Source organism: Mycobacterium sp. (genome assembly GCF_044370595.1).
Lineage (GTDB): Bacteria > Actinomycetota > Actinomycetes > Mycobacteriales > Mycobacteriaceae > Mycobacterium.
The window spans coordinates 1-19,189 of the sequence record NZ_JBILVF010000055.1 but is presented as its reverse complement, the minus strand read 5'-3'; the positions used below and the strand labels follow the sequence as shown (position 1 = coordinate 19,189).

Here is a 19,189-nt window from a genome sequence, read left to right as displayed (position 1 = left end):
CGCCCAGTTGGCCGCTGCCGTCACCGACCAGCTTCGGGGGTATCTGGCCGGCCGTCGTGCCGAAGCGGCTTACATCGGCAACGACTACGACGGCCTGATCGCCGCACTGGAGGACTTCGTGCTGCGCGGCGGCAAACGGCTGCGCCCAGCTTTCGCCTATTGGGGATACCGGGCGGTCGCCCCAAGCCCGGATGACCCGGTCGACGAGGAGATCCTGCGACTGTTCTCCGCGCTGGAGTTGCTGCACGCCTGCGCACTGGTGCACGACGACGTCATCGACGACTCCGCAACTCGTCGCGGAATGCCCACCGCCCATGTGCACTTCGCCGAACTACATCGCGGCCGTGGCTGGCGCGGTTCGGCGGAGCAGTTCGGCAGGTCGGCGGCCATCCTGCTCGGCGATCTGTCTCTGGTGTGGGCCGACGACATCGTGGCCGGGGCTCACCTTCGGCCGGATGCCGCGCACCGCGTCCAGCGGGTGTGGTCAGACATCCGCACGGAGGTCCTCGGTGGCCAATACCTGGACATCGTCGCCGAATCCAGTGGCACTCATTCCATCGCGACGGCCATGAACGTCAACACCTACAAGACCGCGTCGTACACGGTCTCCCGGCCGCTGCAACTCGGAGCTGCCGCCGCAGCCGACCGGCCGGAGATTCAGGCGGCATTCCACAGCTTCGGTAACGACCTGGGCGTGGCTTTTCAGCTTCGCGACGACGTCCTCGGGGTTTTCGGCGACCCAGCCGTGACCGGGAAACCGTCCGGTGACGACCTGCGGTCGGGTAAGCGCACTGTGCTGCTCGCCGAAGCCGTCGAGCGTGCCGAACGGTCCGACCCACCGGGGGCTGCCCTGCTGCGCTCCTCCATCGGCACAGATCTCACCGAGCGGCAGGTCCAGGAATTGTGTTCGGTGATCGAATCGGTCGGCGCTTTGGCGGCGGTGGAGGACCACATCGGCGTGCTGACGCGTCGCGCGTTAGAGGTCCTGGAGCAGGCTCCGATCAACGCCCCGGCCAAGACTGGACTGACCGAACTCGCCGGATTGGCCGCCAACCGGTCGGCCTAGGCACCGATGTCTGTCTCAGCGCGCACCGCCTCGGGCCCGGCCGGCCGGCTGATGGCGTTCGCGCGCAGCGACGAAAGCCGGCCCGCGCAGTTGGGATTCGCCGGCGCGGTCCTGCTGGCACTGGGCGGCCTGGGAGCCGGGAGTACCCGCCAGCACGATCCGGTGCTCGAGTCGGTGCACATGTCATGGCTGCGCTTCGGACACGGCCTGGTGGTGTCGTCGCTGCTGTTGTGGGCCGGTGTTCTGCTGCTCATAGCGGCGTGGATCTGGTTGGGCCGGTGGCTGATCGGGGGCCGCCCGGTCAGCGAGTACACGATGATCGCGACCACCGGTTTCTGGCTGTTACCGCTGTTGGTGAGCGTGCCACTGTTCAGCCGCGACACCTATTCGTATCTGGCACAGGGTGCGCTGCTTCGGGATGGCTTCGATCCCTACGTTGTCGGCCCCATCGAGAACCCGAACATCCTCCTGGACAATGTGAGCTCGGTCTGGATGACCACGACTGCACCCTACGGTCCGGCGTTCATCCTGGTGGCGAACTTCGTGACGATGGTGGTCGGCAACAACACCGTCGCGGGCACAATCCTGCTGCGGCTGTGCATGCTTCCCGGGTTGGCGTTGCTGATGTGGGCCGCCCCGCGAGTGGCCCGCCATGTAGGCGCCAATGGCGCGGTGGCACTGTGGATCTGCGTGCTCAACCCCTTGGTGATCATTCACCTGATGGGCGGCGTGCACAACGAAATGCTGATGGTCGGCCTCATGATGGCCGGCATCGCACTGACCTTCGCCGGCCGGCACGTCCTCGGGGCGGCGCTGATCGCCGTCGCCGTTGCGGTGAAAGCCACGGCGGTGTTGGCGTTGCCCTTCATGGTGTGGGTCTGGGTGCGCCACCTCGGTGGCAATCGGTGGCGAGCATTCGCGATTGCTTCGACGACCGCACTGGCCACCTTCGCCGCGGTCTTCGCCGTGCTGTCAGGGCTTGCCGGAGTCGGCCTGGGCTGGTTAACCGCGCTGTCTGGATCGGTGCGGATCATCAACTGGCTCACCATTCCCACCGCGGTGGCCAACGTCGCCGATGCGTTCGTCGGAAGCTTAGTGCCGGTGAGCTTCTACGGCGTTCTGGACGTCGCCCGGATGATCGGAATGGGCATCATCCTGGTAGCACTTCCGTTGCTGTGGTGGCGATTCCGGCACGACGACCGGGAGGCGTTACAGGGCATCGCCTGGGCGATGCTGGTGGTGGTACTTTTTGTGCCCGCAGCACTGCCCTGGTACTACACCTGGCCACTGGCGGTAGTGTCGGCGCTGGCCCAGTCGCCGCCTTCGCTCGCCCTGATCGCGGGCTTCTCCACGTGGGTCATGGTCATCTTCAAGCCGGACGGCTCACACGGGATGTACTACTGGCTGCACGTCCTGCTGGCGACAGCCTGTGCCGTGGTTGCCTGGTATTCGCTTGACCGCGCCGCGAACCGGATGTCCAGTCCAGCCCGCTGAGCACCTCGACGTCAGTACGCCATCGCCTGCGCTCGTCGCAAGACTTCCCGGGCCTGATGGGCGTGCAAGGCGTCGACCGGCCGGGCATTGGGTATGGCCTCCCGCGCACGGTCTCGGGTGATGGTGAGCGACGCGTCGGGGGTGAACATCCAGCGCAGAATCTCCGCATCGTGGTACCCGCCGTCGCGCAGCACCGCCAACAAGCCGGGCAGGGCCTTGACAATGTGGGCCACGCCACCGTCGACCCCGGTGAAGAAAGCCTGCGGGATCACCGGAATCCCGTTGCGCCGCACCGCCACCAGCAGCCCTTCCCGCAATTGCCGGTGCACCTTGGTGACCGGCACTCCCAGCAATTCGGCCACAGTCGGCAGATCGTAGACCGGCTCGTCGGGATCGAGAACGTCATCACCGGCAGGAATGCTGCTCACCGGCCCAGTCTAGGACGGTTCGACGGGCGGACACGCCGCCGTCGCCCACGAATCGGCACAACGGGTTCGCGGCCAAGGCCGACTTAGGATGGGACGGTGACGCCGGATCCCCTCGTCGGCGCGGTACTCGACGGCCGCTACCGCATCGACACCCGGATTGCCACCGGCGGAATGTCGACGGTCTACCGGGGACTCGACCTACGTCTGGACCGGTCGGTGGCGCTGAAGGTGATGGACGCCCGCTACTCCGGCGACCATCAGTTCCTGACCCGCTTCCAGCGCGAAGCCCGGGCGATCGCGCGGTTGAAACACCCCGGCCTGGTTGCCATCTACGACCAAGGCAGTGACGCCGCCCACCCGTTCCTGGTGATGGAACTCGTCGACGGCGGCACACTGCGGGAACTGCTGCGGGAACGGGGGCCGATGCCGCCGCACGCCGTGGCGGCGGTGTTGCGTCCGGTCTTGGGCGGTTTGGGCGTGGCCCACCGTGCCGGGTTGGTGCACCGGGACATCAAACCGGAAAACGTGTTGATCTCCGACGACGGCGAGGTGAAACTGGTCGATTTCGGTTTGGTACGGGCCATCGCTGAAGCCGGGATCACCTCGACCAGTGTCATCCTCGGAACGGCCGGGTACCTGTCCCCCGAGCAGGTCGAGGGCGGACCGATCGGTCCGTGCAGCGACGTGTACTCCGCCGGGATCATGGCCTTCGAACTGCTTACCGGCACAACGCCGTTCCGGGGTGATAACGCCTTCTCAGTGGCCCACCAACGACTCGATCACGACGTTCCTCTACCCAGCACGCTGATCGGCGGCGTGCCCGCCCAATTCGATGACTTCATTGCCCGCGCCACCGCCCGGGAACCCGAGCACCGTTTCCCAGACGCCGTCGCGATGGGTGCCGAACTGCAAGCCATCGCCGGTGAGCTGGGACTGCCCGCTTTTCGCGTCCCGGCCCCCAAGAATTCGGCACAGCACACCGCGGCAACGGTCTACCAGCGGGGCCAGGCCGACCACCCCGCTGCGCCCCCGCGGCGGGTTGATCCCGCAGTGCCCAATCCGACCCGCCAGTTCACACCGCCAGGCCAGGACCGCCGTCCCGCCGCCGCCACACCGGCGGTCGCTGACCATTCGTTCGACGGCCGTCCCTCGGAGATAGCGCAATTCGCCGGGATCGACATCGACGAATTCCAGTGGGCCCGACAGCGCGGCCGGCGCACGGTGGTGTTCTGGGTGCTGACTGTGTTGGTGCTGACCGGCCTTGTGGCAGCCGCCGGATGGAGTCTTGGGGTGAACGTCCCAACCCCACTGACTCGCTGAGAAAGCGGTCAGTCGCGGAGCATCTCGGCGACCAGAAAAGCCAGTTCGAGACTCTGCTGGGTGTTAAGCCTTGGGTCGCACGCGGTTTCGTAGCGGCCGGACAGATCGGTGTCGGAGATGTCCTGCGCACCGCCGAGGCATTCGGTGACATTCTCGCCGGTGATCTCCACATGGATCCCGCCGGGATGGGTACCCAGGGCACGATGCACCTCGAAGAAGCCCTGAACCTCGTCGACGATCCGGTCGAAGTGCCGCGTCTTGTAGCCGGTCGAGGATTCGTGGGTGTTGCCGTGCATGGGATCGCACTGCCAGATGACCTGATGGCCGGTGGCTTGGACCTTCTCGATGATCGGCGGCAGGAGGTCACGCACTTTGTTGTTGCCCAGTCGGGTGATCAAGGTGAGGCGCCCTGGCTTGTTGTGCGGGTCGAGTCGCTCGACGTATTCGACCGCCAATTCCGGTGTCATCGTCGGCCCGATCTTCACCCCGATCGGATTGGCGACCACCTCGGCGAAGGCGACATGCGCACCGTCGAGTTGGCGGGTCCGCTCACCGATCCAGATGTAGTGCGCGGACAGGTCGTAGAGCCGTGGCTCCGGGGATTGGGAGGGGAACTCCTCGGACAACCGGAGCATGGCGCGTTCGTAGTCCAGCACCAGGGCCTCGTGGCTGGCGTAGATCTCGGCGGTGTCCAGGTTGCGGTCGTTGACCCCGCACGCGGCCATGAAGCGCATACCCCGGTCGATCTCGGAGGCCAACGCTTCATAGCGCGCACCCGCCGGCGAGGTGCGCACGAATTCCCGGTTCCAGTCATGAACAAGGTGCAGCGACGCCAGGCCCGAGGACGTCAGGGCACGTACCAGGTTCATCGCCGCACTGGCATTGGCGTAGGCGCGCACCAGCCGTGACGGATCGTGCTCGCGGACCGCGTCGTCGGGAGCGAACCCGTTGACCATGTCGCCGCGGTAGGACTTCAGGCCCAGCGCGTCGGTGTCCGACGAGCGCGGTTTGGCGTACTGACCCGCGATCCGGGCCACCTTCACCACCGGCAGGCTTGCGCCGTAGGTGAGTACCACGGCCATCTGTAGCAGCGCCCGGATATTGGCCCGGATGTGCGGTTCGGTGTTGTCGGCGAACGTCTCCGCGCAGTCGCCACCCTGCAGCAGGAAGGCCTCACCGCGGGCCACCGCGGCCAAGTGCTCGGAGAGCCGTTCGATCTCCGAGGCGACGGTGACCGGCGGAACGCTCTCCAGAACTTTGCGCATGGCGCGGGCTTGCTCGGGATCCCAACTCGGCTGCTGGGCAGCCGGCTTGGCCAGCGCCGCGTCAAGCCGGGTCCGCAGGTCGACCGGCAGCGGCGGCAGGGCCGGCAGCTGGTCGATCGGTACGTCGACGGTCCAGTTCACCCGATCATCCTAACCGGGCTCAGCCCGGCGTCTGACCACCGCTGAGGCGGCCTACCTGCATCGAAGCGATGTCGTGACCGGTTGTCATGAGGACAAAGCGTCGCATGTTGTGACGGGCGTCAACCAGGGCGTCATGGGAGTCCTGCGGTCTCGGCGGCATCCGCGGGCTGCCGTGGTCCTCCCACAACTGTCGAAGTTCCCGGGTGAAACGCGGAATCTGGGGCGGCAGGCTGGTCATCGGCCCCCAGAGTTGACAGAGCGCCACATGGTCATAGGCCCCCACCCAGGCCCATAACTCGACGGGTTCGGGCCCGTCGATGCCGAGGAACTCCTCGAGGCCCTCGCGGATCTCACGTCGCGAGCGCCACAGCGCTGAGGCCGGCGGGGGCAGTTTGGGCAACACGTGGGTGCGCACCCACCGGCCGGCCGACTCCGGGTCGAATTCGGTGGACACCGCGTAGAACTCGCGGCCGTCCTCGGCGACGACGCCGATGGAGATCAGGTCGATGATCCGCCCGTTGTCGATGAACTCGGTGTCGTAGAAGTAGCGCATAGCTTCGCAACTACCCCCCGACCGGGGTCTGTGTGACCGGTTGGCCGGGTGCGGGCGCGGCATGGACCTCCCGGTCCAATTCGGCATCGACCTCGGTGCCGCTGGGGAACCGCGGCTCGCCGGCGATCACATGTTGCAGCCAGAGGTTGGCCTGCACGAACGGTCGCCGCAGGTAGCGCTCCCGTTCCATCGAGCGGTGCATCTTGCGGGGTTTGTCCTGGTAGTGCCAGCGGGCCCAGGGCGAGTGCGGACGGGCAAGCCGGATGGCGCCGAGGAACAGCAGCGGTGTGAAGAACATGCCCAGCAGGCCGGTCCACAGCTTCCCCTTGAGCAGTACCACCACCGCCAGGGCCAGATTGAGCACCGCCAGTGCAATCACGGTGATGCGGGCGGCAAGCGAATCGGCGTCCCGCCAGATACCCACCTCGAACAGCGACAGCGGGTTGAAACCCATGACCAGCAGTCCGGCTACCGCCACAGCCACGAATACCGCATCGACCGAGGTGCGGCCGTCTTCGGACCAGTAGACGTCCTCCAGGTGCAAGATGAGCGCGAACTCGTCGAGCACGAGGGCCGCACCGATGCCGAAGAACACCGCCGCAACGGTGAACTCCCGCACCCCGCCGTCCACCGCCATGCTGATCATGGCCACTCCGGAAACCAGCACCAGGATCACCCCGAATACGGCGTGGTGGATGTGGGTACCGCCCTTGCCGGAGATATTGCGCGGCTGCCACCACTTGCGCGGACCGGTCTGGTCGGCAGTCGCGCGGATGTAGCGGGTGATGGAACGGGTGATGAAGAAGGTCAGGATGAAGGCGATCAGGCACCACATCAGCGGCTGGCGTCCGGGGGCGACGAAGTCCCACCGTAAGTCCACATGAAGGCCGTCCGGACGGATGAAGTGCACGGCTAGAAACTACGCCTGCGCCGGCGCGGACGGTGCCGGCGGATACGCTGGGGGCGAGATGAGCAGGTTGCCGGCCGACGACGACGCGCCCACCTGGACACGCCTGGTTGAGCGGGGCCGGGTCGGCCGCCAGTGGGCCTGGCGTCTACTGCAGGCACTGATTGTGGCGGCGATGGCGCACCTCTGCTGGAGGCTGTTCCGCGAAGTGCCCTACCTGATCGACGCCGACGTCTATCGCATGGGCGGCCAGGCCTGGCTGCAGGGTCGGCCGCTCTACGCCGACGGGGCAACCTTCCGAACCCAGGTTGGCCTCGGCCTGCCCTTCACCTATCCCCCGTTGGCGGCTGTCGCCTTCGCGCCGCTGGCACTGGTGTCCTTGCCGACCGCCAGCGTGGCGATCACCGCGCTGACGTGCGTGCTGCTGGTGGTCTCGACCTGGATTGTGCTCACCCGACTGGATGTGGCCGAGAGTTGGCAAGTGGGCGGGTCGGCTTGGTTGCGCCGATGGTGGCTGGCCGCCGGGTTGGTCGCACTGGCCGCGTGGTGGTTCGAACCTGTTTTGGAGAATTTCCGCTTCGGTCAGGTCAACGTCATGCTCATGACCCTGGTGATCGCCGATTGCGTACCGCGCCGGACCCCTTGGCCGCGCGGGCTGCTGCTGGGCTTGGCGATCGCGCTCAAGCTGACGCCCGCGGTGTTCCTGCTGTACTTCGTGCTGCGCCGCGACATCCGCGCGGTGCTTGTGGCGGTGGCGTCCTTCGGCACGGCGACCCTGATCGGTTTCGCGCTGGCGTGGAGCGACTCCTGGGAGTACTGGGGCAGCACCGTGCACAACACCGATCGGATCGGGACGCCCACCCTCAACACCAATCAGAACGCCGCAGGGGCACTGGCTCGGCTGGAGTTGGGTGATACCACCCATTTCCTGGTGTGGACCGCCACCTGTCTGGCCGTTCTCGCTCTCACCGTGTGGGCCGTCCGGCGGGTACTGGCATCCGGCATGGACAGCACTCCGGACGCCCACCCCGATTCCACGCTGGCAGTAATGTGCGTCGCCTTGTTCGGGCTGATTGTTTCGCCGGTCTCCTGGTCGCATCACTGGGTGTGGACGCTTCCGGTGATCGTCGTCGCCGCGGTGCTCAGCTACCGGCGCCGCGATCCGGTGCTGGCCTTGATGGCCGCCGCCGGGGTCGCGCTGATGGTCTGGTCGCCTATCACCTTGCTGCCCGAACACCAGGAAGCTCAGGCAGCCTGGTGGCGGCAACTGTTCGGAATGTCCTACGTGTGGTGGGCGCTGGCCTTCCTCGCCGTCGCGGGCTTGCGCGTCAGGCCCGGCCGAGCTAGCCGGCCGCGGTCTGTGGAATCCGCGCCGACGGCTGACTTGGTCCGGCCGCCTTAGTCTGCGCTCCGCTGTCTTTCACCGTCGCGGCGTAAACATCGACGTACTCCTGGCCGGAAAGTTGCATCAACTCGTACATGACCTCGTCGATGACGGCCCGTTCGATGAACCGGTTGCCGGCCATGCCCTCAAACCGGGTGAAGTCCATCGGTTGGCCGAACCGCACCGTGACTGAACCGAATCGCCACATCTTCGACCCCGGCGGATTGACGACGTCGGTTCCGATCATGGCCACCGGAATCACCGGCACGCCGGTCTGCAGGGCAAGCCGCGCCAGTCCGCTCTTGCCCTTGTAGAGCCGACCATCCGGGGAACGGGTGCCTTCGGGATACATGCCGAGCAACTTGCCCTGGCTCAGGATTCGCTCAGCGGTGTCCAAGGCGGCCTGCGCGGCATCGGCGTTGGTGCGGTCGATCGGCACCTGGCCGGCGACTGTGTAAAACCACCGGTTGAAGGCTCCCTTGATTCCCGTGCCGGTGAAGTATTCCGATTTGGCCAGGAAGGTGATGCGGCGGCGGACCACCAGGGGCAGGAAGAAGCTGTCGGCCACTGCGAGATGGTTGCCGGCGAGGATAGCGGGCCCGGACGACGGAACATGTTCTAGGCCTTCGACTTTCGGCCGCCCGAGCAAAGAGAGTACCGGGCCCATGAAAATGTACTTGAACAGCCAGTACCACATGGTCCCTCCCTCGCTGTGTCTGCCTGTTATGTCGATTTTGGCTTACTGTACCCAGCCACCGATACCCGGACCACACGACCGGCGGTGTTCACGGTCAATCCTCAGGCGCAGCGTCCTGTCCGGTCTCGACAACAATTTCGATGGGGTGGTAACGCCCGTTTGACGATGGCGGGGCCGGGGCAGGGGCCGGCTCCGGCTCGTCCGCCGGGACACCGGCCGCCATGCCCTGAAGCACCGTCAGCAACGTCACGCTGTGCTCGGCGATCACGCCCAGCAATGGATGTTGTTCCCCGCTGATCAGGGCCGCCAGAGCGCATACCGGACACCACACCTGCTGGCAGCGTCCCGGCCCACGCAGCGAATCAGCTGCCATCGCCGCGGCGGCCCGCACCGCCGGGTCCAAACGTTCCAGGATGGCCTGGGCGAGCTGGCGCAACTCAGGGCCTAGATCAGCATGGGGTGAACTCACGCGCAATCCGCCCCTACTTCGTGCTGGAGGCTCATGCCGGCCACACCTCCGGGTCGGGTCGGAAACGAACGGTCAACTCACTGCCCCGCAGCGCTGCACCGGTGACGATGCAGCGACGCAGAACGGGGGCGAGTCGCACCCGCCGCCGCAGGCTACCGACACTGACGATGAGGTCGTCGCCGGCCCGGCCGAGGTTCAGCGTGTGGGCGTCGAGCGGTGGCATGTCCAGTCGGAGGCGGTAGACCGCATCCAGACCCGACCCGGATTCGCGGTCGACCACCGGCCGCAGCGGGGCCGGTGGTGGTGAGCCGTCCCGTCGGCGCGCGTCGTCGAGTAGCTGAGCCAACGCCTTCGGTCCGATGGGTTCGCCGGCCAGGTGCGGGGTGAGCACCAGTCGCAGCTCCCCGACCGCCGCTGCCAGTTCGTCGAGAACCTCCTGCTGTTCAGCGATCCGGGCCGAGTACCAGCCGAAGGCCGGATGCTCAGGTAGATTGCGGTATTCGTAGGAATCGTCCTGGAACAGAACCTGGTTGACGATTACCTCGCTCACACGCACGCCCATGACAGCCAGCGAAGCCAAAGCTCGGACGGTCTCGGCGGCCACCACACGTTCGGCTGTGAGAACCACATGGGCGCCGACCCGGGTGTCATCGGTGAGCAGCTCGGCCAAACCGGACAGACCTTCATGGACCGACTCGACCAAGGCGGCCACGGCTGCCGAGCGGGTATCGTCCATACCCGCCGACAGCCTGCGGTGCCGCGGCCAGCTGCGATCGACGTAAACCGCGAATGCGGCGGGCAACGTCAGCATCCGCAGCGCGTCGGCGGTTGACGCGCAGTCCACGATGACTCGGTCCCAGCAGCCTGAGGCCGCCAGGTCGGCCACGGCGCGCAACCCCAGCACTTCTTGGATACCGGGGATCGTTGAAAGCTCCTCGGCGGCAAAGCCATCCAAGTCGGACGCCGGAAACCGCGCAGCGAGGACCGGAGCGGCAGCCCGCCAGGCCGATTCCAGCAGATGCAGCGTGTCCAGAGCGACGGCGTCCAGATGCCCGCCCTGCTCCTCGGTGAGGATCCGAACCGGTTGGGACCCGCAGCCGGGTTCAACCCCGACACCCAGGACATCGCTCAGGGAGTGCGCCTGATCGGTCGACACCAGCAGAATGCGGTCGCCGTTCAGCCCCGCCTGAACCGCCGTCGCGGCGGCCAATGTCGACTTGCCGACTCCGCCCTTGCCGACGAAGAAGGCGATGCGGGCCGGAAGGTCCGTATCGATGAGGGGCGTCGTGGGTTTCACTGCTCCTCGACCCGCCTCTTGAGATCCTTGAGTGCAGTCTCGGTCAACCGGCGCTCGGCTTTGCGTTTGAGCAGTCCGATCATGGGCACGGTCAGGTCTACCGACAATTCATAGGTCACGTCGGTGCCACGCCCACTGGGGGCGAGGTAATAGGCACCGTCAAGGGCTTTGAGCAGGGTGCTTGAGACCAGCGACCACCGCACCAGGTTGCGATCGTGCTGCCAGTCGTATTTGAGCACCATGGTGTCGCGCAGTACCGCCGCGTCGAGCACCAGCCTGGCCACCGTGGGATAGCCGTCGGCATCGGTGTCGATGACTTCGGTTTCGGTGTACTCCGAAACCCACTCCGGATAGGAGCCGATATCGGCGATGACCCCCATCACAGTGCGGGGTTCCGCATCGATGTGGATTGTCTGTGCCGTCCTGTCAGCCACTGCTACCGCTCATCGTCATTTTTCGGATCTCCCGAACCGTACCCGCCCGGCTGAGGCGGTAACCGCCATTCAGACGGTCGGGGCAACGCCCACCGGCCGACCGGCCTCCAGGGTGTTCTTGACTTCGAACGCCATCCGCTTTCCGGCGACCCGCCGCCGGTGCGTCATCGCGGGCAGATCCATTTTCTCAGGGTGCCCCGCGGTCGCCCCGAAGGGCTCGGCGTGCAGGAAGTAATGCAATACGACACCGTCGAGCACCGGCTCCAGCCAAATCTCCATGGTGCCGATCAGCGGACCGGTGACCGTCCAGCGCACGCCCTTATCGGCTCGGTCTTCGACGACTTCCAACAGCAGATCGGGGAACCATCGCCGCCAACTGGCCCGGTCGGCCGCGGCCCGGCCGACCGCCTCTGGGCTGGCGGCCACGAACGTCTCGTCGGCCACTTGAACACTGCTCACCGGAAAAGCTTCACATATCGGCTCCCGGAAATCCGGTCGGGGCTCTACCCGAGCGGCTGCGCGGGACGCACCCGCATCAGGTCGGCCAGCCGCGCAGCGTGGCTGTCCCAGTTCCAGTCGCTGATGATCCACTGGCGGCCGGCTTGCCCCATCCGCTGGGCCTGGGCCGGGTCGGCCAGCAGATCGCCGATCACCTCGACGAGTTCGTCGTGCGAGCGCCCGTCGACCACCCGTCCGGTTCGGCCATCCAGAACGGTCTCCGGGGCACCGCCGGACCGACCGGCCACCACCGCGACCCCGCTCGCCGAGGCCTCCAGGAACACTATGCCCAATCCCTCGACGTCCAGACCCGCCCCCCGGGTGCGGCAGGGCATCGCGAATACGTTGGCCATGGCGTAGTGGCGCGGCAGCTCGGCGTTGGGCACGCCTCCGGTGAACACCACATCCGAGTCCACTCCGCACTCCTCGGCCAGGCGGCGCAAGTGCTCGGCATAGGGCCCGCCTCCGACGATCACCAGCACCGCACCGTCCACCCGGCGGCGGATGCCGTGCCAGGCCCGAATCAGCATGTCTTGGCCCTTACGCGGCACCAGCCGGGAAATGCACACCGTCACCGGCCGCTCGCCCAACCCGTAGCGGGCGCGTAGTTCGGCCCGGGCCGCCGGATCCGGACGGAAACGCTCGGTGTCCACCCCGGGCGGCAAGTGCTCCAGATGGGCACGGGGGCCGAACGCGGAGGCGAACCGGCCGCGGGTGTAACGGCTCACGTAGGTCACCACCTCGGCGCCCTCCCCGATGCGCCGCAGCGCCGAACGGGCACCGGGCAGCATCGACCAGCCCACCTCATGGCCGTGGGTGCAGGCCAGTACCCGCTGAGCCCCCGCCGCCCGCGCCCGCGGCGCCAGCAAGGCAAGCGGCGCAGCAGCGCCGAACCACACCGTCTCGATTCCGTGCTCGCCGATCAGCCGCCGCATCCGGCGATCCACACCCGGCTCAGGAAGCATCAACGTGCCGGGGTGCCGGACGATGGGGAACGCTGCTGCCCGGTCGTAGTCGTCGGCACCCTTCCACTGCGGGGCGTAAACGGTCAGCTGGTGCTGTCCGGTAGCGGCCAGCCGGTTGGCGAACTGTTCAAGGTAGGACTGGATGCCGCCGCGGCGCGGCGGAAAGTCGTTGGTGACCAGCAGGATCCGTGTCATCGTCCCCAGAGGCTATCGGTTCAGCCAGGCTGCCCATCGGACTTGCAACTCGGCGAGGTCCACATCGAGTGCTTCGCGGACCGCCCACGGGAAGTCGCCATGCCCGGGGCCGCAGGCGGCGACGTATAGCAGGCGCAGACGGTCGGCGCCGAACTCCTCGGCCACAAAGCGGGTGAACCACCACGCGCGGTCATAGCCGGCGGATCGGCCGGGACCAGGTGCGTCGAGTTCGGCGTCACTGGGCAGGGCGGTGATTCCAGCGGCGACCGCAGGCAGGGGCATCGCCGGGCGGGCAACGAAGTCGGCGACTCCCTCGGTAAGCCAGCGGGGGGCGTCAAGGGCAGTGTCGACTCGGGTTGCCAGATGAAAAAGCTCGTGCGTCAACACAATTCGCAATGCCTCATCGGACATCGCCGTTGCACCGGGCGCCAGAACAATGCGTTGCCCAACGGCGCGGCGCTGCGCGGTGTCCACCTCGTCGGCGACGGCCACCCCGGCGATATCACCCCACTCCCGGCGCGGGTCCAGTCGCGCCTCGGCTTCGAACTGGGCCTGTGAGTCGGTGGCGACCACCACGATCTCGCGTGGCCAGTCGGTGCCCCAGAACCGTTCCACGGCGGCGACGGCGCCGCCGAAGTCGGCCCGCACCCGCTCCAGCAGGGCTGCGCCGCGGGTTCGGCTCAGATTCACCGCAGTAAGCGAGCGCACCACCGGCGCTGAGTCAGCTATCGCAGGCAGTTCCGAGCGTGTGCCGGCGGCGGGCTCGGTTGTTATCAGCACCGCGGCCGCCACGGTCTGTACGGCCAGTGCGGCCGCCAACACACGTCGGCGGACGTTGGCGTCAGTACCGACGGACGTTGTAGATAGGCGCACTGTGCACGGACTCGACGCGCACCGGAATGCCGTAAGTCGATGCATGCACCATCAGTCCGTCCCCGACGTAGATGCCGACGTGTGAGGCATCCGAGTACTGGACAACGATGTCTCCGGGCTGCATCTGGTCCAGCGACACCGGCTGTCCTCCGGCGGCCAGCGCATAACTGGAGCGCGGCAGGAACAAACCGGCCTGCTGGAAAGCCCACTGCACCAGGCCGGAGCAGTCAAAGGCGCTGGGGCCGGCCGCCGCCCAGGCGTACGGCGAGCCGATGCGGGTCAACGCGGCCTGGACCGCGCTAGCACCCGCACCGGATCCGGCGCCACCCGGCCGGGGCACGGCGGCCAGAGTCGCGATGTCACTCCTGGGCGCCTCGGAGCCAGGTGCGGCCATCACCGACGGGGGCGGGGCGGCCGGCGAGGCCAGAACTTCCTGCTGGGCCGGGGTCAGCATGGCGTAACGGGCCTTGACCGCGGTGATCTGAGTCTGCAGTTCGGACTGCTTGCGTTGCAGATCGGCCCGCACGGCGGCGGCTTCATCGGCCGCTACCTTGGCCTCAGCCGCGGAGTTGGCCGATGCCGCCTCGATGGCCAGGGCCTCGTCGTTGACCCGGCGGAAGCTCTTCATCTGCTCGGCCATCTCGGTGGCCATCACCCGCTGAACTGCCATCTTGTCGATCAGGTTCTGCGGCGAGGCGGCCGTCAGGATTGCATAGACGCCATCAGTCCGTCCGCCCATGTAGACCGACGCAGCTAACTTGTTGACCGCACCTTGGTAGGTCGCCAGTTGCGCCTTGGCGGCATCGAGGGCGGCGAGGTCCCCGGCGTACCTCTGATCAGCCTCGCTCTGTAGGCGCAGCTTTTCGTCCAGGTCGATCTGGGCTGCATGCATGGTCTCGGTTAGCTGCTCAGCCTGCCGGGACAATTCGTTGAGCTTTGCCAGCGTATCTTCGGCAGGGTCGGCGTACGCAGATCCACTCCACACGGCCGAGAGGGCCGTGAGACCCACGATTGCGCCGACCACCGGCTTGCCAGCTACGTATTTCGCCACAAACGGGGGGTCAAACTTCAAGACTTCGCATCCTTTGACTGCCGTCGACGCGCAATCCGTCGAACTGCCTGTCGATGTGCCTTAGGTCTCGGTCAGGTTACGAAACGGCGTCGACTTTGTCCAACGGCAGGACTGAGAATTGGCTGCGAACTGCCGTCACAGCAGCCCCACCAGCACCGTCGAATGGCGCCGATGATCCCTAGCTGGCCAGCCCGGGATCGCCGCCCCGGCGGATCGGGACCAGGCGCAGCCGGGGCGCCAGACCCGCTTCAGCGAGCACTTCCAGGGCCTGACGTTCATCGTGCAGCAAAGTCGCAGGCACGCCCAGCAGCACGCTGACCACACAGTCCCGACAGCCCGGCCCACGCACCGCGCACTCATCGCAGTCAATGATCACCGGCTCATCGGGCCCCGGCGTGCAGTGTCCCATCTCGGTTCTCCCTCGTCGAACGAACTGCGTGTGCAGCGGACTGTCACGGACCCTAGGCCGACCCTCTGACATTCACTCGGTTCAATCGGAACGGTTGGAGTGATTCGGTTAACCCAATCGATTGCGGGTGTGGCGAGTGCACGCTGTCGGTGTCCCGGCTTACCGTCTGCAGATCGTGGCCGGCCACCTTACTTTTCCCCAACTGAGCTTCGCCGACCTCGAGGACGCTGAATTCGACACGGCATTCGACACGGCATTCGACACGGCATTCGACACGGCATTCGACACGGCATTCGACACGGCCGAGGGGCCGCTGCGGGAGACCACGTTCGTCATCGTCGACCTGGAGACCACCGGCGGACGGGCCAAGACCGCCGCCGACGGGTCCTTCGACGCGATCACCGAGATCGGAGCGGTCAAGGTGCGCGGCGGGGAGGTCATCGGCGAGTTCGCGACACTGGTCGACCCGCAGCGCCGCATCCCGCCGCAGATCGTCGAACTCACCGGCATCACCACCGCTATGGTGCGGGACGCGCCGACCATCTCGGTGGTGCTGCCGATGTTCCTGGAGTTCGCCCGCGGGTCGGTACTCGTGGCCCACAACGCCGGCTTCGACATCGGCTTCCTGCGTGCCGCAGCGCAGCGATGCGGTATCGCCTGGCCGAAACCGCCCGTGCTGTGCACGGTCAGACTGGCCCGCCGGGTGCTCAGCCGAGACGAGGCGCCCAGCGTGCGGCTGTCCGCCCTGGCCCGGCTCGTCGGTTCGTCGACTGAACCGACCCATCGCGCTCTCGACGACGCCCGTGCGACTGTGGACGTGCTGCACGCCCTGATCGACCGGGTGGGCAATCAGGGTGTCACCAGCTACCGCGATCTGCGCGCCTATCTGCCGGGAGTCACCAACGCCCAACGTCGCAAGCGAGTTCTGGCCCAGCGATTGCCACACCGGCCGGGGGTGTATCTGTTTCGTGGCCCGTCCGGTGAAGTCCTCTACATCGGCACCGCGGGGAACCTGCACCGCCGGGTCGGCCAGTACTTCACCGGAGCCGACCCACGGGGCCGGATGAAAGAGATGGTAGCCCTGGCAACAGCGGTCGACCACGTCGAGTGCGCGCACGCCCTGGAAGCCGGGGTGCGCGAGTTGCGACTACTGGCCGCCCATGCACCGCCGTACAACCGGCGGTCGCGTTTCCCCCACCGATGGTGGTGGGTGGTGCTGACCGACGAGCCATTCCCCCGGCTGTCGGCGGTGCGCGCACCCCGGCAGGAGCGAGCCATCGGCCCCTTCCGGTCCCGTACCGACGCTGCCGACACCGCCGCCCTGATAGCCCGGTTCACCGGGGTGCGAACCTGCACCGCCAGGATCGGCCGGACCGGCGAGCACGGTCCGGCGTGTGCCGAACGCGAGGTGGCCCCCTGTCCGGCTGCGCGCGGCGCAACCGCGACGGAATACGCGGCAGCCTCCCGGCGGGCCGCCGACCTGATCGACGGGCTGGACAACGACGCACTGGCCGCCTCGGTGGACCGGGTGGCCGGTTTGGCCGCGCGGGCCCGGTACGAAAGTGCGGCCCGGTTGCGGGATGCCACGACGGCTGCAGTGGAGGTGTTGTGGCGTGGCCAGCGGCTGCGCGCGCTGTCTGCGATCGCGGAACTGGTGGCCGCGGCTCCCGACGGCCAGGGCGGCTGGCAGCTGACGGTGATCCGCCATGGGCAGTTGGCCGCCGCGGGGTGCGCCCCAAGACGGGTGCCGCCCATGCCGGTCGTGGACGCTCTGCGCAGCGCCGCCCAGGTGGTTTTGCCACAGCCCGCGCCGCTGGGCGGTGCGCTGGTAGAGGAAACCTCGCTGATCACCCGGTGGCTCACTGCGCCCGGCGTCCGGATCGTCAGTGCCACAGAGGGTTTCGCCACTCCCCTGCATTCAGCCGGCCCCTGGCTGAGTTGGGCCGCCACCGCGCGTTCCGCGCAGTACGCGGCCTCCGAACTGCTCCGGGATGCTGCCGGGGGAAGCTCGGGAGGAGACTCAGAGCTGCTGGGTGAACCGCACCCACCGATCCAAGAGGCCGCGGGCCGCACCGGAGTCGATTGCCTCGGCGGCCCGGCTCAGACCCTCCTCCCACGAGGGCAACCATTCGGCGTGGCTGGATAGCCCGGCGTGGGCGACCATCGCCCCGGCAGCGTTGAGCACCACCGCATCGCGAACCGCGCCCGCCGCACCGCCGAACACCGCATGCGCCTCCTCGGCGTTGCTCTGCGCGTCCCCGCCCACCAACTCCGCGACCTGGGCACGGGGGAAGCCGAAGCCCATCGGGTCGAAGGTCAGCTTGTCGACGGTGCCGGCCTGCACCCGCCAAATGGTGCTGGTCGTGGTGGTGGTCAACTCGTCCAGACCGTCGTCGCCGTGCACCACCAACACGCTGGAGCGTCGCGCGGCGAACACACCGGCCATCACCTCGGCCATCTCACCGAAGGCGCAGCCGATCAGTCCGGATCGCGGAGTGGCCGGATTGGTAAGCGGCCCAAGAATATTGAACACCGTCGGCACCCCGATCTCACGGCGCGGCGGGCCTGCGTACTTATAAGACGGATGGAACACGGGGGCGAAACAAAAGCCGATCCCCACCTCGGCGACGCATCGCGCCACCTGCTCGGGCCCCAAGTCGATACGCACCCCGAGCGCCTCGAGCATGTCGGCACCGCCGCTGCGCGACGAGGCGGCCCTGTTCCCGTGCTTGACCACCGGCACCCCGGCGGCCGCGACCACGATGGCCGCCATGGTGGAGAGGTTCACGGTGTTCGAACCATCACCACCGGTCCCCACGACATCGACGGTATCGGTGCCGATGACGTCGGTGGGAACGGCCAGTGCGTAGGCCAGCATGGTATCGGCCAGTTCCCGTACCTCGGCCGGTGTCGGGCGCTTCATCTTCATGGACACGCCGAAGGCCGCAATCTGGGCCGGTGTCGCGGCCCCGGCCATGATCTGGTCCATCGCCCAGGCGGCCTGGCCGGCAACCAGTTCCGAACCGGTGGTCAAACGGCCCAGGACCTGCGGCCATGTCGGGGTAGCGGAGCCCGCGAGAGGGCCCGGGGACGGTGCGGTCATCGCCCGATCGTCGCATGCGGTGCACCGGCTACCAACGCCGGAGAGGGGGCGGCCGGAAATTGTTGTGACCAATTCCGCCCCTGGCTGTACCTCAACAACTACAAAGCGTCATACTTCTCCTTGTGACGAGTGCTGTAGGTACCTCAGGAACCGCGATCACGTCGCGGGTGCATTCGCTGAACCGACCGAACATGGTCAGTGTCGGCACTATTGTGTGGCTTTCCAGTGAGCTCATGTTCTTTGCTGGACTGTTCGCGATGTACTTCACCGCACGCGCCCAGTCCGGCGGGAGTTGGCCGCCGCCGCCGACCGAGTTGAACCTCGCCCTGGCCGTCCCGGTCACTCTGGTGCTGATTGCCTCGTCGTTCACCTGCCAGATGGGCGTATTCGCCGCCGAACGCGGCGACGTGTTCGGCCTGCGCCGGTGGTACACGATCACCCTGCTCATGGGCTTGTTCTTCGTTCTGGGGCAGGGCTACGAGTACATCCACCTGGTGGAAACGGGCACCACGATCTCCAGCAGCGCCTACGGCAGCGTCTTCTACCTGACAACCGGCTTCCACGGCCTGCACGTCATCGGTGGCCTGGTCGCATTCGTCCTGCTGCTCGTGCGCACCAA

The 19,189-nt window shown here is 67.2% G+C and carries 19 protein-coding genes and 1 pseudogene; 6 read left to right on the top strand and 14 right to left on the bottom strand.

The annotated features are described in order from the left end of the window. The first annotated feature begins 7 nt into the window (after positions 1-7). A complete protein-coding gene (gene idsA2 / locus ADBZ5N_RS09575; protein ID WP_526257255.1) occupies positions 8-1,066 on the top strand; it encodes a bifunctional (2E,6E)-farnesyl/geranyl diphosphate synthase in 1,059 nt (352 codons plus the stop codon). Between the two features lie 6 nt (positions 1,067-1,072). After that, positions 1,073-2,560 carry an alpha-(1->6)-mannopyranosyltransferase A gene (locus ADBZ5N_RS09570; protein WP_526257253.1) on the top strand — a complete coding sequence of 496 codons (1,488 nt, stop codon included), beginning with the start codon at positions 1,073-1,075 and terminating at the stop codon, positions 2,558-2,560. An 11-nt stretch (positions 2,561-2,571) separates the two neighbouring features. On the opposite strand, the gene ADBZ5N_RS09565 is transcribed toward ADBZ5N_RS09570, so the two are convergent. Continuing rightward, entirely contained in the window at positions 2,572-2,988 is a 417-nt protein-coding gene (locus ADBZ5N_RS09565) for an Rv2175c family DNA-binding protein (RefSeq protein WP_526257252.1), read from the bottom strand. A gap of 96 nt (positions 2,989-3,084) precedes the next feature. Here ADBZ5N_RS09565 and ADBZ5N_RS09560 point away from each other — a divergent pair, with 96 nt between their 5' ends. After that, complete coding sequence (locus ADBZ5N_RS09560) at positions 3,085-4,308, top strand: protein kinase domain-containing protein (protein WP_526257251.1); 1,224 nt, start codon at positions 3,085-3,087, stop codon at positions 4,306-4,308. An 8-nt stretch (positions 4,309-4,316) separates the two neighbouring features. Here ADBZ5N_RS09560 and ADBZ5N_RS09555 read toward each other — a convergent pair whose 3' ends face one another. From ADBZ5N_RS09555 to ADBZ5N_RS09545, 3 genes are read right to left on the bottom strand one after another with little or no spacing between them, the layout of a single operon-like run. After that, positions 4,317-5,714 (bottom strand): class II 3-deoxy-7-phosphoheptulonate synthase, encoded by a 1,398-nt coding sequence (locus ADBZ5N_RS09555; protein ID WP_526257250.1) that lies wholly within the window; start codon positions 5,712-5,714, stop codon positions 4,317-4,319. A 19-nt stretch (positions 5,715-5,733) separates the two neighbouring features. Beyond that, complete coding sequence (locus tag ADBZ5N_RS09550) at positions 5,734-6,267, bottom strand: polyadenylate-specific 3'-exoribonuclease AS (protein ID WP_526257249.1); 534 nt, start codon at positions 6,265-6,267, stop codon at positions 5,734-5,736. Between the two features lie 10 nt (positions 6,268-6,277). Continuing rightward, positions 6,278-7,102 (bottom strand): hypothetical protein, encoded by an 825-nt coding sequence (locus tag ADBZ5N_RS09545; protein WP_526257254.1) that lies wholly within the window; start codon positions 7,100-7,102, stop codon positions 6,278-6,280. A 133-nt stretch (positions 7,103-7,235) separates the two neighbouring features. Here ADBZ5N_RS09545 and ADBZ5N_RS09540 point away from each other — a divergent pair, with 133 nt between their 5' ends. Further along, complete coding sequence (locus ADBZ5N_RS09540; RefSeq protein ID WP_526257248.1) at positions 7,236-8,576, top strand: glycosyltransferase 87 family protein; 1,341 nt, start codon at positions 7,236-7,238, stop codon at positions 8,574-8,576. On the opposite strand, the gene ADBZ5N_RS09535 is transcribed toward ADBZ5N_RS09540, so the two are convergent. The 9 genes from ADBZ5N_RS09535 to ADBZ5N_RS09495 form a co-directional block, all read right to left on the bottom strand. Then, a complete protein-coding gene (locus ADBZ5N_RS09535; protein WP_526257247.1) occupies positions 8,518-9,255 on the bottom strand; it encodes a lysophospholipid acyltransferase family protein in 738 nt (245 codons plus the stop codon). The genes ADBZ5N_RS09540 and ADBZ5N_RS09535 overlap by 59 nt on opposite strands. A gap of 94 nt (positions 9,256-9,349) precedes the next feature. Further along, a complete protein-coding gene (locus ADBZ5N_RS09530) occupies positions 9,350-9,724 on the bottom strand; it encodes a hypothetical protein (protein WP_526257246.1) in 375 nt (124 codons plus the stop codon). A 31-nt stretch (positions 9,725-9,755) separates the two neighbouring features. Continuing rightward, positions 9,756-11,021, bottom strand: coding sequence for an ArsA family ATPase (locus ADBZ5N_RS09525; RefSeq protein ID WP_526257245.1), 1,266 nt, complete (start codon positions 11,019-11,021; stop codon positions 9,756-9,758). Next, positions 11,018-11,455 (bottom strand): SRPBCC family protein, encoded by a 438-nt coding sequence (locus ADBZ5N_RS09520; protein ID WP_526257244.1) that lies wholly within the window; start codon positions 11,453-11,455, stop codon positions 11,018-11,020. Before ADBZ5N_RS09520 ends, ADBZ5N_RS09525 begins: the two co-directional genes overlap by 4 nt. Positions 11,456-11,524: 69 nt before the next feature. Further along, positions 11,525-11,914 carry a polyketide cyclase / dehydrase and lipid transport gene (locus ADBZ5N_RS09515; protein WP_526257243.1) on the bottom strand — a complete coding sequence of 130 codons (390 nt, stop codon included), beginning with the start codon at positions 11,912-11,914 and terminating at the stop codon, positions 11,525-11,527. A gap of 44 nt (positions 11,915-11,958) precedes the next feature. Continuing rightward, the gene (locus tag ADBZ5N_RS09510) at positions 11,959-13,113 is read right to left on the bottom strand and encodes a glycosyltransferase family 4 protein (protein ID WP_526257242.1); all 1,155 of its coding nucleotides are present in this window, start codon (positions 13,111-13,113) and stop codon (positions 11,959-11,961) included. Positions 13,114-13,125: 12 nt separating this feature from the next. Beyond that, positions 13,126-13,935 (bottom strand): hypothetical protein, encoded by an 810-nt coding sequence (locus ADBZ5N_RS09505; RefSeq protein WP_526257241.1) that lies wholly within the window; start codon positions 13,933-13,935, stop codon positions 13,126-13,128. Between the two features lie 19 nt (positions 13,936-13,954). Continuing rightward, positions 13,955-15,058: a peptidoglycan hydrolase RipC gene (gene ripC, locus ADBZ5N_RS09500; protein WP_526257240.1), complete on the bottom strand. Its 1,104-nt coding sequence runs from the start codon at positions 15,056-15,058 to the stop codon at positions 13,955-13,957. 178 nt (positions 15,059-15,236) lie between these two features. Next, on the bottom strand, positions 15,237-15,467 hold the full coding sequence (locus ADBZ5N_RS09495; protein WP_526257239.1) for a hypothetical protein: 231 nt from the start codon (positions 15,465-15,467) through the stop codon (positions 15,237-15,239). A 127-nt stretch (positions 15,468-15,594) separates the two neighbouring features. On the opposite strand from ADBZ5N_RS09495, the pseudogene ADBZ5N_RS09490 reads away from it, so the two are divergent. After that, positions 15,595-17,550: pseudogene (locus ADBZ5N_RS09490) on the top strand (DEDD exonuclease domain-containing protein); the annotation flags it as partial. Here ADBZ5N_RS09490 and trpD read toward each other — a convergent pair. Continuing rightward, positions 17,488-18,570, bottom strand: a complete 1,083-nt coding sequence (gene trpD, locus ADBZ5N_RS09485; protein ID WP_526257238.1) for an anthranilate phosphoribosyltransferase — start codon at positions 18,568-18,570, stop codon at positions 17,488-17,490. The pseudogene ADBZ5N_RS09490 and the gene trpD overlap by 63 nt on opposite strands. A 122-nt stretch (positions 18,571-18,692) precedes the next feature. On the opposite strand from trpD, the gene ctaE reads away from it, so the two are divergent. Continuing rightward, a partial coding sequence (gene ctaE / locus ADBZ5N_RS09480; protein WP_526257237.1) for an aa3-type cytochrome oxidase subunit III occupies positions 18,693-19,189 on the top strand: 497 nt, incomplete at its 3' end.

Excerpts from the sequence above, each read along its gene's own strand:
- ADBZ5N_RS09570 (WP_526257253.1), top strand. The coding sequence starts at position 1,073 with ATGTCTGTCTCAGCGCGCACCGCCTCGGGCCCGGCCGGCCGGCTGATG.
- ADBZ5N_RS09550 (WP_526257249.1), bottom strand. The coding sequence starts at position 6,267 with ATGCGCTACTTCTACGACACCGAGTTCATCGACAACGGGCGGATCATC.
- ADBZ5N_RS09545 (WP_526257254.1), bottom strand. The coding sequence starts at position 7,102 with ATGTGGTGCCTGATCGCCTTCATCCTGACCTTCTTCATCACCCGTTCC.
- ADBZ5N_RS09540 (WP_526257248.1), top strand. The coding sequence starts at position 7,236 with ATGAGCAGGTTGCCGGCCGACGACGACGCGCCCACCTGGACACGCCTG.
- ADBZ5N_RS09535 (WP_526257247.1), bottom strand. The coding sequence starts at position 9,255 with ATGTGGTACTGGCTGTTCAAGTACATTTTCATGGGCCCGGTACTCTCT.
- ADBZ5N_RS09510 (WP_526257242.1), bottom strand. The coding sequence starts at position 13,113 with ATGACACGGATCCTGCTGGTCACCAACGACTTTCCGCCGCGCCGCGGC.
- ADBZ5N_RS09495 (WP_526257239.1), bottom strand. The coding sequence starts at position 15,467 with ATGGGACACTGCACGCCGGGGCCCGATGAGCCGGTGATCATTGACTGC.
- trpD (WP_526257238.1), bottom strand. The coding sequence starts at position 18,570 with ATGACCGCACCGTCCCCGGGCCCTCTCGCGGGCTCCGCTACCCCGACA.